The 15726-nt window shown below is 59.8% G+C and carries 12 protein-coding genes; 6 read left to right on the top strand and 6 right to left on the bottom strand.

Going from position 1 to position 15726, the window contains the following annotated elements; translation table 11 throughout:
* The first annotated feature begins 442 nt into the window (after positions 1–442).
* The gene (locus GGD40_RS33020) at positions 443–1738 is read left to right on the top strand and encodes a glycosyl hydrolase (protein ID WP_179747134.1); all 1296 of its coding nucleotides are present in this window, start codon (positions 443–445) and stop codon (positions 1736–1738) included.
* Positions 1739–1817: 79 nt separating this feature from the next.
* Here the strand turns inward: GGD40_RS33020 and GGD40_RS33015 are convergent, their stop codons facing one another.
* From GGD40_RS33015 to GGD40_RS32990, 6 genes are all read right to left on the bottom strand, one after another.
* A complete protein-coding gene (locus GGD40_RS33015; protein ID WP_179746488.1) occupies positions 1818–4082 on the bottom strand; it encodes an AAA family ATPase in 2265 nt (754 codons plus the stop codon).
* Positions 4083–4192: 110 nt separating this feature from the next.
* Complete coding sequence (locus tag GGD40_RS33010; RefSeq protein WP_179746486.1) at positions 4193–5506, bottom strand: glycosyl hydrolase family 5; 1314 nt, start codon at positions 5504–5506, stop codon at positions 4193–4195.
* Between the two features lie 54 nt (positions 5507–5560).
* Positions 5561–6745: a glycosyltransferase family 4 protein gene (locus tag GGD40_RS33005; RefSeq protein ID WP_179746484.1), complete on the bottom strand. Its 1185-nt coding sequence runs from the start codon at positions 6743–6745 to the stop codon at positions 5561–5563.
* A gap of 75 nt (positions 6746–6820) precedes the next feature.
* A complete protein-coding gene (locus tag GGD40_RS33000) occupies positions 6821–8092 on the bottom strand; it encodes a polysaccharide biosynthesis/export family protein (protein WP_257030652.1) in 1272 nt (423 codons plus the stop codon).
* A 59-nt stretch (positions 8093–8151) separates the two neighbouring features.
* On the bottom strand, positions 8152–9531 hold the full coding sequence (locus GGD40_RS32995) for an undecaprenyl-phosphate glucose phosphotransferase (protein WP_179746483.1): 1380 nt from the start codon (positions 9529–9531) through the stop codon (positions 8152–8154).
* 22 nt (positions 9532–9553) lie between these two features.
* Positions 9554–10363, bottom strand: coding sequence for a Crp/Fnr family transcriptional regulator (locus tag GGD40_RS32990; protein WP_179713878.1), 810 nt, complete (start codon positions 10361–10363; stop codon positions 9554–9556).
* A gap of 767 nt (positions 10364–11130) precedes the next feature.
* On the opposite strand from GGD40_RS32990, the gene GGD40_RS32985 reads away from it, so the two are divergent.
* The 5 genes from GGD40_RS32985 to GGD40_RS32965 all read left to right on the top strand — a co-directional run bounded on the left by GGD40_RS32985 (position 11131) and on the right by GGD40_RS32965 (position 15669).
* Positions 11131–11943, top strand: coding sequence for a Crp/Fnr family transcriptional regulator (locus GGD40_RS32985; protein WP_179746482.1), 813 nt, complete (start codon positions 11131–11133; stop codon positions 11941–11943).
* A gap of 180 nt (positions 11944–12123) precedes the next feature.
* Positions 12124–12375 carry an acyl carrier protein gene (locus GGD40_RS32980; RefSeq protein WP_179709852.1) on the top strand — a complete coding sequence of 84 codons (252 nt, stop codon included), beginning with the start codon at positions 12124–12126 and terminating at the stop codon, positions 12373–12375.
* Between the two features lie 92 nt (positions 12376–12467).
* Positions 12468–13616: an acyl-CoA dehydrogenase family protein gene (locus tag GGD40_RS32975; protein ID WP_257030756.1), complete on the top strand. Its 1149-nt coding sequence runs from the start codon at positions 12468–12470 to the stop codon at positions 13614–13616.
* Entirely contained in the window at positions 13616–14590 is a 975-nt protein-coding gene (locus GGD40_RS32970; protein WP_179746480.1) for an amino acid--[acyl-carrier-protein] ligase, read from the top strand. Before GGD40_RS32975 ends, GGD40_RS32970 begins: the two co-directional genes overlap by 1 nt.
* The gene (locus GGD40_RS32965) at positions 14587–15669 is read left to right on the top strand and encodes a DUF1839 family protein (RefSeq protein ID WP_179746479.1); all 1083 of its coding nucleotides are present in this window, start codon (positions 14587–14589) and stop codon (positions 15667–15669) included. The genes GGD40_RS32970 and GGD40_RS32965 overlap by 4 nt, the downstream gene beginning before the upstream one ends.
* Positions 15670–15726: the final 57 nt, after the last annotated feature.

Below are 15726 nucleotides of genomic sequence, written 5' to 3'. Positions count from 1 at the left end.
ATAAGCAATAAACCCGGGGTTTTTGCACCGAGGCGAAAGCGCAACGGGCACCGCTTAGCCTTCCACCAGTGACGCTTTTGTCCTGGTAACAACGATGGCCACTCTGAACCAGGATGCGCGCTGGAGGCACTGTCGCGACCTGGCGTTCGCCACACGAGCGGCACGACACAATCATTCAGCCCCGAACGAAATTCGAGCGAAGAGTTTGCGGCCCCAATTCGCGGGTCGATTCTCAAGCGCGTCGCTATGACGCATTTCCATGGACTGTCGGGAGTCAGCCATGAAACTGTTTCGTGCTATTTCTGGGTATTGCTTCACGTCAATCTGGGCATCATCGTTATCGCCAGTCAATGCCAGACCGCATTGGCCTGGCATCCCTGCAGTCCTGATAAGTCGCGCCTGGGTAGCGCCCGGCATTGCCGCAACGTTGATCTGCCTGATGATGGTCGGGTGCGGCGGCGGAAATGAAGGCGCCGCCGCCCCGCCCACGGCCAACTCCGCGACGGTGACGTCGCCGGTAGCCAACGCTCAAACCCGAGTCTCGCTAAGCGGTACGGCCATTCCACCGGCCGCCTCGATCGTCGACTCTTCCGTTGCGGTCTGGACTGTCAAAAGCGGAGTCGTCTATCGCGCCGGGCAGCCGGCCGGATTTACGAGTCAGGTGACGCTGCTCCTGTGGTACGCAGGAAAGATCTATCAGCAGAACGCAGCCAACCTCTGGTGGGTCTGGGCAAACAACAACTGGACCGCATCCGCTGATCCACGCACGCCGATTGTCGCCGCTGCGCCGGTCGCCCTGCCGTTCTTCGGCATCAACGGGCATTACGTGCAGGGCGGCATATACACTTCCGTGCCACTCGCCAGCCAGGGCGCGGCCATCGCCAATCTTGGCCTGTCCGGATACCGGCAGGACATGTACTCGACCGAGCAGATAGCCGCCTTCGCGACGACGGTGATACCCGCTCTCGGTTCAGGTATCACCGTGCTGCCGATGATCGACCCCTACCCATGGAACGATCCGTCCCTGAACGGCGCGACGCCGACCGAAGCCAGCGCGTACGCATACGCCTATACGATGGCGGCCTACGCCGCGACCCAGCTAGCGGGAATCCCGGTGGTCGAGTTTGGCAACGAATTCGACATCGACAGCCACAACACGCCCGTTCTGAGCGACGGCGAGAGCATTTCGGACTTCGATAACGCGACCTTCCCGATCTGGCGAGGTGCGCTCCGGGGCGCGGAAGACGGCTGGCGCTCCGTCGATACTCATCACGTCACCAAAGTCATTGCTAACGCGACGTCGGGATGGCTGCACTTTGGATTTCTGAACGGCTTGATGACGGGTACCCAGCCTGACGGGTCGACGGGCCACCCAAAGATCTCGCCCGACATCATTCAATGGCACTGGTATTCGCCTGGCGGCGATTTTGAAAACGCGCATGGTGTATCCGGCACCTACAACGTGCTCGCGCAGTTGAAGGCGAGCTACAACCTGCCGATCATGTTCACCGAGATCGGCGCGAACGATGACCTTAGCGAGGCTCAGGCACAAACGTACATCAATACGACGATCCCGGAACTCGTGGCAGCGAAGTCCACTTACAACGTGATCGGCTTCAACTGGTACGAACTCTATGACGACACCAGCGGCACGTTTGGATTACTCACCAGCAGCACGACCCAGAAGCCGCGTTACGCGACGATGAAAGCGGTGATCGCCGCGCAGCAAGCTCAGTGATCCGCGGCACTACTGCCCATCTCGAGTGGGCAGTGCGACACAAGCCCCAGCCCCGGCTGGGGCGCCCGGTGTCTGCGCATCAGCGCTTTGCACCGCTGAAGCCGGACGCTTCGCGCACGCTATATCGGCTTGGCAGCAATCCGTTAAAAACGTGACCCATCACCCTGGCTGCGGCGTTTTCCAGTCGACGCAGTGTTTCTTCAAGTTGATGCGCCCGCGTGAAGTCCGCGCGCGAAACCACCAGTACCAGATCGCAGTCCTGGGCTGCGAGCGTCAGCGTGTCGCTCGTGGGCAAAACCGGCGGTGCGTCGATCACGATGAAATCGTACTGGTCTCGAAGCTGTGCGAGCACCTTCCCGTATTCGGCCTGTTCCAGCAGCTCCGACGTATTCGGCGTAGTCGATATCCCCGCACCCAGCATGGACAGATGACTCCCTCCTAACCTGACGATGACATCCTTGATGCGTGCCACCCCGTTGAGCACTTCAGCGAGCCCGGCGCCGGGTCGTCTCTCCGGCAGTTGGCTCGACTTACCTCGACGCATGTCGGCGTCGATCAAGAGTACCGAAGCCTTCGTTTCCGCCAGCAAATAAGCGAAATTAGATGCCACAAAACTGTTCCCAACACCTTGAGTCGGTCCGGTGAAGAGGATCACCACCCCTTTGCGTGGTTCGTCATTGCGGGCCAGCAGGGTCCTGAGACTGCTGCGCAACAAGCGCAGCGCTTCGATACTCGGATCGGTGGGACTGGTCATACCCAGCAGTAGCGGCATAGGCCCTGACGCGCCGCATGACTCGCCGATCTGCTTAACCTGCAGGCGCTGAGCGGCGGATTCAGCGACCACCGTGAGACGAGGCAACGACGAAATACCGTCGATATCTTCCGGCGTACGCAGTTCCCGCCGCTTGAGCGATATCAGATGAACCGCACACGTAGCCGCGAACAATCCGCCAAGAAGCGAGCCCAACAGCACAATACCCCTCCTCGGCCACGTCGGTTTCTCCGGCGCTATCGCCCATTCCACGACGCTGGCACCGGGTGCCGTACTCGCCACGGCCACTTCCAGTTGCTGCGAGTTGGTCAGGACATTGGTATAGAGCTGAGTCGCCACGGCGACCTGACGGGACAACCTCACGTACTCGCGTTGCGTGCTCGGCAACTTGGCGGCGATCCTCGACGTCTTTTCGATTTCGCTGTTGACCTGATTGAGTTGCGCCAGCGCGGTCTTATAGATCGGGTTGCCCGGCTGATATCTGTCGTTCAGGCCGTCGAGGGCCAGTTGCAGCACAGTCTGATGCTCCTCCAGAGAACTCAGGCGGCTAATCAGCGCTGTACCTTGCTGATCCACATCGATCGTCCCGGTCTTCGTACGGAAATCGTTGAGCTTGTTCTCCGCTTTCTCCAGATCTGTTTTCAGTCCGGGAAGGCGCCGATGCAGAAAGTCGAGATTTCGTTGCGCCTGCCCGGAGCGATATTCCACGTCACGCGTCAGGTAGGTCTTCACGATCGTGTTGACCATCGACTGCGCACCGTCAGGCGTATCCGCCTGGTAGCTGAGTGTCAGCATCGCCGGCTCGCGAAGCGAAGAGTCGCGGCTGGAAACCACCGCCTTCAGTCGAGCCGAAACGCTCTTATAGGCCACTTCGTCCGACAGCCGACGAATCGCGAATGCGACCCCAGGCCGCGCGCGCAGCATGTCGACGCGCAGCTGAGCTTGCGCCTCCCCGTCAGCGGTCGACACCGCAAACGATACGGTCTGCGCTACGCGTCCTTGCGCAAGGGTCTTGTTTTCATCGTCGTACAGGGTCCAGCGATCCCCCTCGGCCGCGACGATCCGGAATTTTTCTTCGAGTACATTGGAAGGCAACGTGAAAGTGCCGAGCTTGAGCTGCTCTCCTCCCCATGCATATTTTTTCAAGCCGAGGAACGGCGGCGCCAACTCCGTCGCGCCGTGGTATCGCGAAGCGAGCAGCCGGCCGAGCAACGGAAAATACGTTTCCGTCTGAACCGTTATAGCCGCACCGGTTTGTACGATAGCCTCGCTGACGATAGGCCGCGAAGCCAGCACCTCGCTTTCGTCGCTCGCCGATGGATTCGCCTCGATCGTGCCCGAGACGTCGGATAGCGCGCTGATCGCGGCACCGGGTTTGGTCTGAAAACGCAGGAGCGCTTCGGCCCGATACTGCGGCGTTGCCAGCATCAGATATATCCCGCCCGCGACGACAAATATCGCCGTGATCGCTCCAAACAGACGTTTGTATCGAACCGCGCTCCACCAGAGATTGAGGAGCCCGTCGCTTCTCCTCGACGAGGAGGAAGACGACTGCTCCAGATGAAAGCCCATGTCAGACCCTTGCAATAAAAAGTTGATACCCGAGACCGCTCGAACCGCAGCCGTCCTGTCAATTGGCATCCTGCACGGCAGGACACTTCCCGCACAGCAGGTGCGTTCGTCTATGAAGCCACGCTGATGAACACCGGCCCTAACGTTTCGGGCGCCGTCACGGCACCACCTTCCGGCACCAGTCGAGTGCCGTACATATCGGTCGCTCGCGCGTTGCCCGGCAGTTGGGAGATATCCAGCCTGATACCGTTGCCCCTGCCGTAGCACCACGCGACATAGCGGGTCGCGTGCGGAGAATTCAATTTCAGAATCACGTACTTGTTCTGGATGTCGATGAAGTACCGGGCACGCGTAACGTCTTTCGTGAAGGAAAACAGGTACTTCGTTGCGTCGTAGGCGGGCAGTCTTGTGTTATCCGAGTCGAGAAGTCCAAAGTTGTTTTCCATGTTTTTCGGATTCGCTCCGTCGTTGCGGATGTCGTAATACGCGGTAAGACCGATCTGCGCTATCCAGTCGGTCAGAAACCGTCGCACCACATAACGGGCTTGCCGTGCGCGAGCTTCCGGCGAATGTCCGTCCGCAATGTCCGCGACATAGCTGTAACCGTAGCTCGGATAGGACCATTCGGTCGCCCAGATCGCCGGCACCTTGCGATAGGCGGCCAGATCCTGGCTCAAATGACGGTAGTCGGAAAATACCGACTCGGGCTCTTCCTGCCGATACGGATGCACGCTCACCGCATCGGGCTCCACCTGCCAAACGTTGCCGACGGCGCGAATGAAATCCCGATTGACCTGCTGTACACCGCCCATTGCCACGACCGCGTCCGGATTGGCGGACTTCGCCGCCCTCAAGGCCGTGTTCAGCAATTGCCCGTACGCCGCCGGCGATGGCTCGGTAAGCCAGAACGACTTGCTGTCCTCCTCGTTCCATACTTCGAAGCGGACATCGGCATCTCTATAGCGCGACACGGATTCATGAACGTAGCGTGAAAACCCGGCAAGCTGCAGAGGCGTGGTGGGAGGCTGATGCGGGCCATACAGGTCATTTCCATAGCCAAGGATAAAAAGCGCACCCAATCCACGCGCGGCAAGATCCGACACCAGCGTGTCGTACCTCGAAAACTGCCAGCCGTCTTTAGTGTCCACTTCGGACCAGAACAGGTCCGCGCGAATGAACGAGAACCCCACATCCTTTACCGCATCCAGCAGCTTCGTGTCAGCGATATCGTGAACGGCTACCCCTGTGTTCGCACGGGATCGCGCGAACGCAGGCAGCTCGATGTAATTCCGCGCAACCGATTTCTCAGCACTATCGAGCACGATGACCGGTGCCGACGACACGGGCCGCACCGGCAAGATCATTCCACCCACCGCTGCCGCCATCGCGATCAGCAGGCAGGTCCTTCTCCGCTTGTCGTTCATCTGCACCTTTCCGATGTTCTTCCGGCCGTTCCCGCTCGTGGGACAAGCACATCCCTATTCAATTTCACGAAGCACGCGCAGCAATTCGGTCGCTGAGTCGCTCCAGCGAAACTGCTTCGCGTGCTCCCTGCCTTTGAGACACATCGCATGGCGCCTGGTGACGTCGCCCATCAGATAAGCGATCTTCGCGGCTATGTCGTCGACCGAACTCGCGTCGCAATAGAGCGCGGCGTCGCCGCAAACCTCGGGTAACGCTCCCTCGCTGGAAGCGATCACCGGACAGCCGCAATACATGGCTTCTAGGGGCGGCAAGCCGAACCCCTCGTACAACGACGGAAACACAAAACAGGCGGCGTTTTCATAAAGCGCTTTCAACTCGCCATCGCTCAGATAGCCCGCCCAGACGATATTTTTCGCCGGTTCTCGGGCGCGATCGCCCTCGGTGCCGAATATCTTGACGTTATTGCCACCGGCAATCACGAACTTCACGTCGCCGAGTACATGCTCCAGCAGCGCGATCGCTGCAAGGACGCGCGCCAGGTTCTTACCCGGTGCAAGTGACCCGACGATCAACACGAAGCCGTCCATGGTCACGTTGAGGCGCTCGAGGATCGAATAGTCGCTGCTAATCCGGTCGAGGTGATCGACCCCGTTCCGTACCACCGAAATGTTGTCCGGTGAGATGCCCATCCGGGCGACAATGCGCGCCTTGGAAAACGCGGAGACGGTCACGATATGCCGCACGTTGCGCTTAAGCAGCGCGAATGCAAAGCGATACCAGAGCCGGAAGCCGGCTGAATATCCCTCAGGCAGGTCGAAAATAGCCGCGTCGTGAATCATCAGCACCTGCCGGCGCTTGAGCATGGGTCCCACGTTGCACAAGCTCAGTAACGTGGTTCCGCTTGCCGCAAACGGAAGCGTCAGTTGTTCCCAGAGCACGCCACGAAAGCGACGCACGACCCGACGCGGAACACCGGCAAATACCACTTCGTCGCGACGGTCTTGCGGCATCAGCAACATGGGGCGTTGGTACACCGGCAACAGGCGCGACAGCGCGGACGTCAGCTCATGCGCCACCCGTTGCACGCCAGTCAGGCGCTGCGACGTAAACTTGCCGTTGATCGCGACTTTAATTGGCAAATTGGCCGCCTTGCGCGCCCGATCGACCACCGTAGCCGCCGACGTCGTTTCAGAATGAAGAGCCACGTCTTGCCCGAGCGACACATATCGGTCTTTCATCAATGCTCTCTTTCTCACCGCCAGGTGATCCTGACTTTATGGATTTCACGACGTTCTCAATGCACGGCGCGACGCTCAGTTATGCGTCACCGACCACATCAGATAGAACGACTCCGCCGACGGCAGGATCTGCGCAAGCAGGCGATTAAAGCGTGCGGACGACGCCGTTCCTACATAGACGACATCCAGCGGTTTCATATCGAACTCGGTCGCGAGCATGATCGCGTCCACCTGCGTCATATCGAGCCGGAATATTTCCGGCCGGTTCTGTTCCGGACGGTAACTCGCCTTCTTGATGCCTTCCTGCAGGTCGCGTTGCGCGTCTCCAGTCTGCCCAGGTGCCGGGTCCGGATGACGGATCACGATGATCTGCCGCGGATTGGCGCCATTGATGTCGATACTGCCTGCCGCCGAAAGCGCATCCGCGAGCGACAGTTGCCCCTGGCTCATATACAGGGTCTGCGGCTTCGGCACCTCGCCCATGACGAACACGCGGTTGCGCGTGTGATCCGGCACATTCACGATGTCACTCGCCTGCAGCACGATGTTTTGGCGCATATCCCCGCGAGTCAGAATTCGCGTCACGTCGATCGTCGTGACCTGACCGGCGCGCGAAACCAGTACCCGTTGCAGATCCGCGTCTGGATTGGCGCCGCCCGCGCGGCTGATCGCATCGACAACGCGGGTGGGTGTGCCGACAAGCGCCAGTTGGCCGGGGTTCTTCACGTCCCCGGTAATCTGAATATGCTGGCTGCGGAACTGGATCACACGGACGTCGATTTGCGGATCCTTGATTTGATCCTTCAGCGCGTTGCGCAGGAGCGCCGCTATCTGCACCGTACTCATTCCGCCAACGCGCACACGCCCGACGGTCGGAAAGAAAATCGTGCCGTCCGCGGCCACACGTTGACCTTGTGCGTCGACATCGCCGGCCCCGTTGGCGGCAAACGCTCCGCCTTGTTGCTGGCTGCCACCCAGCACGCCGATCCCCTGCATCGCGCTGGCGTCCGGGGATGGCGTCTGTTCACCGCCCCCGAGCGCCAGCTCCGGATGCCGCCAGACCGTAACGCCGATCAGATCGTTGAATCCAACGCGATAGTCGCTCTGTACTTCCGTCGTGCCGGCCTGGATACCCGCCTCGCGAGCACGCGCGTCGGCCTCGTCCGCCTCCTTGAGCCCGTAGACCAACTGTGGCGTGATCAGCTTGACGTCGTACACCGACGTATCCGTCGGCTTAGCCAGATCGTCGTGCATCCGGCTTGCATCGAGCGCCGGACCGGGGGCGAGCGCGCAGCCCGACAATGCGACCGTCAGAGCGACGGTCGCAACGATGGGGAACTTCAACATCCTTATTTCTCCTGGTTTCGAGGTCCTGAGTTCAGGAATCCACGACGCGACGTTCTTTTTCAAAACGCGTTCTTTCCGACAAACCCCTTTACCAGCGTGATGAGGATGATCTTGATGTCGAACCAGAAGGTCCAGTTCTGGATGTAGAACAGATCGAACTTGACACGCGCTTCCATCTTCTCGACTTTGCGCGTTTCGCCGCGATACCCGTTGACCTGCGCCCAACCCGTAATGCCCGGGCGAATCCTGTAGCGGTACATATATCCGTCAACCAGGTCCTTGTATAAGTCGTCGTGTTCGATCGCGTGCGGACGGGGTCCCACCACCGACATCTGTCCCAGCAGAACGTTGAGGAACTGCGGCAGTTCGTCGAGCGACGTACGCCTCAGAAACGCCCCCACTTTCGTAATGCGCGAATCGTTGCGCGATGCCTGGCGAACGGCGCCGCGACTCTCTCCATGAACCTTCATCGTGCGGAACTTGAATATCTCGAACTCGCGGCCGTCGATACCTTTACGCTTCTGGCGGAACAACACAGGGCCAGGCGAGGACAGCTTCACCGCGATACCCAACCCGATGAACAGCGGCAGCATCGGAATCAGGACTGCAAGTGCGAACACGCGGTCGAACAGAAACTTGGGCCATAACTGCGGGTGCTGCAGCGGACTGGCAGCGAGGTCGATAACGGGCATGTTCAGTACTTCGGCGACGGAGCGATTCAGGAACGTCATACTGCGAACGTCCGGCAGGAAACGCAGGTTCACGAAGTCGTGGCGGAACTCACGCACAATGCGTTGAATGGTGCGCTCACGCGACAGCGGCAACGCCAGCCACATTTCGTCCACCTCGCACGCACGCACCCTCCGTCGCAGCTCGCGGAAATCGGTCATGACCGGCACGCCGGCGATGCTGTGGCTCGCGCTCGCGCCGGCATCGTCGTCGAACATGGAAATCGGCCTGAAGCCGGCGGAGGGCGTTGCCTGCAACTGGGCAAGCACCGCGCGCCCATAGCTCCCCGCGCCCACGATCACCACCGCGCGCTGATCCTTGCCGCTTTTCCGCAGATGGCGCTGTACGCCGTGCACAACGAAACGTTCAGCAAGAAACAGCACGCCGGTCGTGAGAAACGCCTGGCCGAACCAGAGCCGCGATATGTCGCCGGTCAGATGCAGGGCGAACACGACGCACAGTCCGACCACACCGACGATCGTCCACGCCAGCATCACGCGCGACATCATGCGGTGCAGCGCCTGACCGCGCCATGATCGATAAATGCCGAGCGGCGGAAATACGAGCAATACCAGCACGCACAATTGCACGATCAGAATGTGCTCCGCGCCGCTGAGGACATGCGAGCCGTTGAAGCGCATCCCGCGAGCCAGCCACGCCCCCGCGACGATCATCAACACGTCGCATAGTCTTGAGATGATTCCGTACATGATGATTTCTCGTTCCGATAACTTAACTTGACTGCAGCAAACGAGATTGACTGTCAAAGCTCAACGGTTTCCCGACGGTGGCGAGTGCCTGCGGAAGATGGCCACTAGCGGCCACCTCGTGCTCGCGCGGCAACAGTCGACCGAGCTCGCGGCGGATCATGCTGTAGCACTCGCAAGCGCAATCCTCCAGACCCGGCCGGTTCACGACGGTGATCCTGCCGCGACGCTGGCGGATCAGTGCTGCGTCGTGGAGCTTGCCTGCCGCCTGCGTCACGCCTTCGCGCCGCACACCCAGCATGTTCGCGATCATCTGCTGGGTGACGCTGAGCTCGTCGCTGGCAAGCTGATCATGAGCAACCAGTAGCCAGCGGCAGAGTTGCTGGCGGATCGAATGGTGTTTGGTGCACAGCGCGCTTTGAGCGATCTGCGTCATCAGGGCCTGCATATAAAGCACCATCACGCGGTAGATGCCCATCGATCGATCGCATTCCTTGCGAATAGCGTGGACCGCGATCCGATACGCCATCCCGCCGCTACGTACCTCCACCCGGCCAGGCAGCGAACCGCCGCCCGCCAGCGCCTGCACGCCGACCATCCCTTCCCTGCCGACGGCTGCGATCTCGACAATGGCCCCGTCTTCTTTCAGGTGCAGCAACGACATCACCGCGGTGGTCGGGAAGTACATGTAAGTCGCGGGCACACCCGCATCGCAGAGCAGTTGCGAATCTCGTACGCGCACGAGTTCGAGGAGCGGTTCGAGTGCGCGCAGATCTTCTTCGGGAAGGGCACCGAGCAGATGATTCGAGCGAAGGTCGTCGCTGTGACAAGGCATGTTCGTATCCAGGTTTGGCGTAAGTGCAACAGCTAAGCGAGTTGCGTGCCAACCAGAGCAAATGCCCGGCCGCATAGCAAATGTCATCTGAATTTAAACGAATATCATGGGCACGGTTTTTCAAAAGTGTCTCATTCGTGTACATCACGTCAAAAACGGCCGCCTTTCAATACTCAATCACTGCGACAGTAAATACCTTACCGGATTTTAAAATATAAACCGATCCACTTGATAAATACCACGACAGCAATTCACGAATGTTAATTTCGACGTGTCTTAACGAGCGTTTTTTCAAACCAGATCCTGCTCTTCACGCTGAATGAAAACTGTCTCACGGTTGAATTTCGCCGTTTTCAACCGGAACGTAACCTACCGAACATTTCCATCTCAAGTCATTGATTTTTATCATATCTATAGAAACGAAATGCGAGCAGGGATCCCAGATCAAGCATCGATCTACGGTCGAGCCATGCGCACCCCCGAACTCAACGAGAAGATTTTCCTGCAGCGGATATTATTTGATGATTTTTTACATTTCCACGTGCGCGTCCCGAACAGGGAAAATGTCAACGTTAGTCAAATCATTTATTCAGAAAGCGAAAACCAAACCAATCCATGCTATCTTCGGTGCATAGCAGCATCTGACTAAAAATAAAATCTCAAATCACGTCAGCACGAAAATTACCCTGCAAATCCCCGATTCACCATCGCCGAAATAAAACCCTGTTTTAATTGCAGGGTTTTGCTTTATCCGTTCAGGATCGAACATGACCTACCGTGAACCTGACTGCGTGCCGAAGCGGTCCAGCAAAATCATCGAATTACCGCATCGGCACGACACGAATCGCCTGCTTGCCGCAACCAATACGCTCCCTCCGTCTCAACGCGAGGCGCTGCTCAGCCGGTTGCAGCTCGTTCACCTGCAGTCCGGCCACGTCCTCTGCGAGCCGGGGGACTACTTCGACCACATCTATCTGCCGACCACGACAATCCTCTCGCTTCAGTACGTTCTGTCCGACGGCATGATGCTGGAGGGTGCCCAGGTGGGCAGCGAGGGTTTGTTCGGCCAGAATCTGACCGGCAACAACAGCGCCACGCCGTACCGTGCCGTGGCCTGCCGCGATGGTTTTTCCTATCGGCTGGACGCCGATGTGTTCGTCGAGGCATTAAGCGGTTCAGTACAGCTTCGCAACCTGATGTTGAGCTGCATCCAGTTCCAGACGGCACAGATCGCTCAGGTCTCGTTTTGCAGCCGCCATCATCTTCTCAAGAAGCAGTTGTGCCGCTGGCTCATCCTGGCTTACGACCGATCCCGCAGCGTGGAGATCAAGGTCACTCACAACATGCTGGCGCAAATGCTGGGGGTCTGGCGGGAAACCATCTCGGACGCAGCAAGCGAGCTGCAGAAGATGGGACTGATACACCAGCACCGGAGCTCGATCATTCTCGCCGACCTGCATGGCCTCGACGCGCAGGCCTGCGGGTGCCACAAGTCGATCCGGCAGGAACTGAACCGGATCTTTCCAGATAACGTTCGTGCCGCGATGGGACTGCGCCTCGGCGAACACCACTCAGGTTGAGATAGTTGATTCGGCGAAACGCCAAACACGAGTCCGGGCGCGCTTTATTGTAACTACTTGTAAGCTCGCGCACAGATGCAAACCCGCTCCGGGTGGTGTACTGGCGACCATGCGTTGCGGGGGCTTCGTGCCCTCGTCTCCCGTCGACGCCGGGGCCACTATTCGTACTGGGAGCATCAGGTGAAGAACGAACTTAGACAGATCATTAAAGACAACGCCCGTTTCGAAGTGTCGGTAGACAGCCTTCGCGACAGCGACGACCTCTACGAAGCAGGACTATCGTCACTGAACACGATCCAGCTGATGCTCGCGATCGAAAGGCATTACAACATCGAGATCCCGGACCAGATGCTCAATCGGCAGCTGTTCCAAAGCATCGACTCGCTCGCCGAAGCCATCAGTCAACTGCAACGCAGCGTGCATTCCGTATGACCGCCCCGGAGATCACCCCAGGCGCCCAGCGCGACGACACGACACACGCCCCGCTTTCTCCCGCGCCTGTCGCCGGTCAACCTACCGGCGCGATGGACGAGGCCGCTCATCGTGTCGCGCGGATCGCGGCGCAGTTTGCCGATACGGTCGACCAGTACGCACGCTTTCCTGCCGAAGCGATCAACGCCATGCGTGAGCAGCGCCTGCTCGGCGCGATGATTCCGGCGCAGCTCGGGGGACTCGGCGCGTCGCTCGCGGACATCGCCTCGGCCTGCCGGATCATCGGTCAGGCGTGCTCATCCGCGGGAATGGTGTTTGCCATGCACCAGATCCAGATTGCCTGCGTTATCGAGCACGCAAATGGTGAAGCGTGGCACAGCGTGTTCGTGGAGCAGTTGGTGGAGCATCAGTGGCTGCTGGCGTCGGCGACGTCCGAAGACGAAGTGGGTGGCAACCTGCGCCGCAGCCGGTGCGCGATCGAAGCTCACGAAGGCGCCTTTACCCTCCACAAGTTGACGCCGACGATTTCATATGGCGCCTATGCCGATGCGATCCTCGTGACGGCACGACGCGATCCGGCAGCCCCGCCCACCGAGCAGGTGCTGGTGACGTTGCTCAAGGCCGGCACGACGCTCACGCGACGCGGCGCATGGGACACCTTCGGCATGCGCGGCACCTGTAGCGAAGGCTTTATTCTCGCGGCGCAAGGCCAGCTGGAACAGGTTTTCCCCGTGCCGTTCGCCCAGATCGCCGAGCAAACCATGGTGCCCACCTCACACATTCTGTGGGCGGCCCTGTGGGCCGGCATCGCCCATGACGCATTCCAGCGCGCGCATCGCTATTTCCGCAAGCAGGAGCAAAGCGAAGCCGCGGGCAATACGCCCGCGGGCCGTCGCATTGCCGATGCGCTGGCACTGATGCAGGCGATAGAAGGCCGGATTGCCGGCGTCTTGCGCCTGCACTCGCAACCGCGCAAAGAGCGTTCGTGGTCCGCGTCGATGGCCGATGCTGCCGAGATCAATACGCTGAAGACGTTCGTGTCCACTACGGTGCTGCAGGTGGTCCATCACGCCATGATGATCTGCGGCATGGCGGCCTACAAGAACGGCACGCCGTTTACGCTGAGCCGGCATCTCCGTGATCTGTATTCCGCGCCGCTGATGATCAACAACGACCGTATCGAAGCCAACACGGCAAGCCTGATGCTTGCGCAACGCCCCACTTCCCAGGATAGAGATTGATGAGCAACCCGGCCATGATCCAGAACCAGCAAGGCACTCTCCCCGATGCCATCGCCGATATCGCCGGCGTCAATTCATTCCGGGACGCGCTGGTCGAAGCAGGATTGCTGATATCGACAGGCGTCAGGGGACTGTTCGGCCGAAGCGGGCAATTCGAGCGTGTAGTCGAAGCGCTGGACGCATTGATCACGCGTCTCGGCGCCGATCAGCAGGCAGAAGTGCTGCGTTTTCCGCCGGCCATGAGCCGTCCCGAATTCGAGCATAGCGAATATCTGAAAGGCTTCCCCCAGCTCGCGGGTACCGTGCACAGCTTTTGCGGCGGCGAACAGGAACATCAGCGCGTACTGCAATGTCTCGACAGCGGGGAGGACTGGACCGAACACCAGAAGCCCACGTATGTGGTCCTGACGCCGGCTGCGTGCTACCCGGTCTATCCCGTGGTCGCGCAACGCGGGCCTTTGCCGGAGCAAGGTCGCATCGTCGACGTCTTCTCGTATTGCTTCCGCCACGAGCCATCGCTCGATCCCACCCGTATGCAGCTGTTCCGCATGCGCGAATATATCCGGCTCGGTACGCCCGACCAGATCATGGCCTTCCGCAGCGAGTGGATCGAACGCGGTACGCGCATGATCGATCTGCTTGAACTGCCCAACAGCATCGATCTGGCCAACGATCCGTTCTTTGGCCGTGGCGGCAAGATCGTGGCGCGCAGCCAGCGCGAACAGAACCTCAAGTTCGAGTTGCTGATTCCGATTGAAAGCCCGGAAAAACCGACCGCCTGCCTGAGCTTCAACTATCACATGGACCACTTCGGTCTGTTGTGGGGCATCAAGACGCACGACGCCGAGGTGGCCCATACCGGCTGCGTCGGCTTCGGACTCGAACGGCTCACGCTGGGGCTCTTCAAACACCATGGCTTCGATATCGACACGTGGCCGAAGACTGTCCGCGACGCGCTGTGGGACCACGCATGAGCGGTGACCCGGTCGATTCCGGCAGCGTGCCGGATGACATGCTGCGCGCGCCGCGCGAACGCATGACGAGCTGGCGGCCTCATGCCCTGCATGGGCCGCACATGGTCCGCAAGCAAACCAATTGCTACGTCGACCTCCTGATCGAACTGCTGGCATGGTGGGGCCTGGATCCGCACGCGGCGCTGCCGTTCACGGTCGCACTCGATTTCGAAGCGGATCAGTTCACGTTCTTCAAGTTTCCGCCCGAAGACATCGAGCGGCTCTTTGGCGTGCTGATCCAGGAGCACGCGATTTTCGAACCGCTCGAGACCCACGTCGCGACTCAGCTGGCGCGCGGCGATGTCATGCTGGTCGAGGTCGACGCATGGTTTCTGCCGGACACGCGCGGCATGACCTATCGGCATGAACACACGAAGACCACGATCGGGATCCACGCGATAGACCGCAGTAGCCGTCAACTGGGTTACTTCCACAATGCCGGCTACTACTTCGCGGAAGGCGCCGATTACGAAGGGTTGCTCGACACCTCCGCGTCGGCCTTATTGCCGCCCTATGCCGAGTGCGCCAGACGCCGGTTCGAACCATTGGCGGGACCGCAACTGCGAGAGGCCTCGCTGTCGCTGCTGCGGCGGCATCTGCTACGACGACCGGCGACGAATCCGCTTGCCGCGTTCCGGCAAGCGTTGACTCGCGATGCGAAAGAGATCGCGAGTCGATCCATGGCGTATTTCCACGCTTATTCGTTCAACACGCTCAGACAGCTTGGTTCGAATTTCGAACTGCTTGGCCACTATTTGCGCTGGCTGAACGCGAGCGGCACTGAACAGGCCGGCTCGTTCGAGACCATGATCGCCGCGTGCGACACCATCGCCTCCGAATCGATGGTGCTGGAATTCCGTCTCGCTCGCGCCTGCTCGCGCGGCAGGGAAGATCGCGGCGAAAGCAGTCTCGATGCGATGGAACACGCGTACACGGTCCTGATGGATGGCTTCGACAGCGCATTTCCGCGAGTCGAGGCGCAGGCGTTGCCGGATGAAATACCGCTGGGTTCACCCCAACCTTTTTCGAACGTTCGATGATCGAAGCATTGGCCTTAAGCCGACCGGATCCAGACAGCGCCAGCAGTCATGACTCTC

The sequence above is a fragment of the Paraburkholderia bryophila genome, from assembly GCF_013409255.1.
Lineage (GTDB): Bacteria > Pseudomonadota > Gammaproteobacteria > Burkholderiales > Burkholderiaceae > Paraburkholderia.
The sequence above is the reverse complement of the archived record's forward strand: the minus strand, read 5'-3'. Positions and strand labels throughout refer to the sequence as shown.

What these genes read in the sequence shown, in the direction of transcription:
- GGD40_RS32995 (WP_179746483.1), bottom strand. Translation starts at nt 9,531, where the DNA reads ATGTACGGAATCATCTCAAGACTATGCGACGTGTTGATGATCGTCGCG.
- GGD40_RS33020 (WP_179747134.1), top strand. Translation starts at nt 443, where the DNA reads ATGGTCGGGTGCGGCGGCGGAAATGAAGGCGCCGCCGCCCCGCCCACG.
- GGD40_RS33005 (WP_179746484.1), bottom strand. Translation starts at nt 6,745, where the DNA reads ATGAAAGACCGATATGTGTCGCTCGGGCAAGACGTGGCTCTTCATTCT.
- GGD40_RS32975 (WP_257030756.1), top strand. Translation starts at nt 12,468, where the DNA reads ATGGACGAGGCCGCTCATCGTGTCGCGCGGATCGCGGCGCAGTTTGCC.
- GGD40_RS32990 (WP_179713878.1), bottom strand. Translation starts at nt 10,363, where the DNA reads ATGCCTTGTCACAGCGACGACCTTCGCTCGAATCATCTGCTCGGTGCC.
- GGD40_RS33010 (WP_179746486.1), bottom strand. Translation starts at nt 5,506, where the DNA reads ATGAACGACAAGCGGAGAAGGACCTGCCTGCTGATCGCGATGGCGGCA.
- GGD40_RS32970 (WP_179746480.1), top strand. Translation starts at nt 13,616, where the DNA reads ATGAGCAACCCGGCCATGATCCAGAACCAGCAAGGCACTCTCCCCGAT.
- GGD40_RS33015 (WP_179746488.1), bottom strand. Translation starts at nt 4,082, where the DNA reads ATGGGCTTTCATCTGGAGCAGTCGTCTTCCTCCTCGTCGAGGAGAAGC.
- GGD40_RS33000 (WP_257030652.1), bottom strand. Translation starts at nt 8,092, where the DNA reads ATGTTGAAGTTCCCCATCGTTGCGACCGTCGCTCTGACGGTCGCATTG.
- GGD40_RS32965 (WP_179746479.1), top strand. Translation starts at nt 14,587, where the DNA reads ATGAGCGGTGACCCGGTCGATTCCGGCAGCGTGCCGGATGACATGCTG.
- GGD40_RS32985 (WP_179746482.1), top strand. Translation starts at nt 11,131, where the DNA reads ATGACCTACCGTGAACCTGACTGCGTGCCGAAGCGGTCCAGCAAAATC.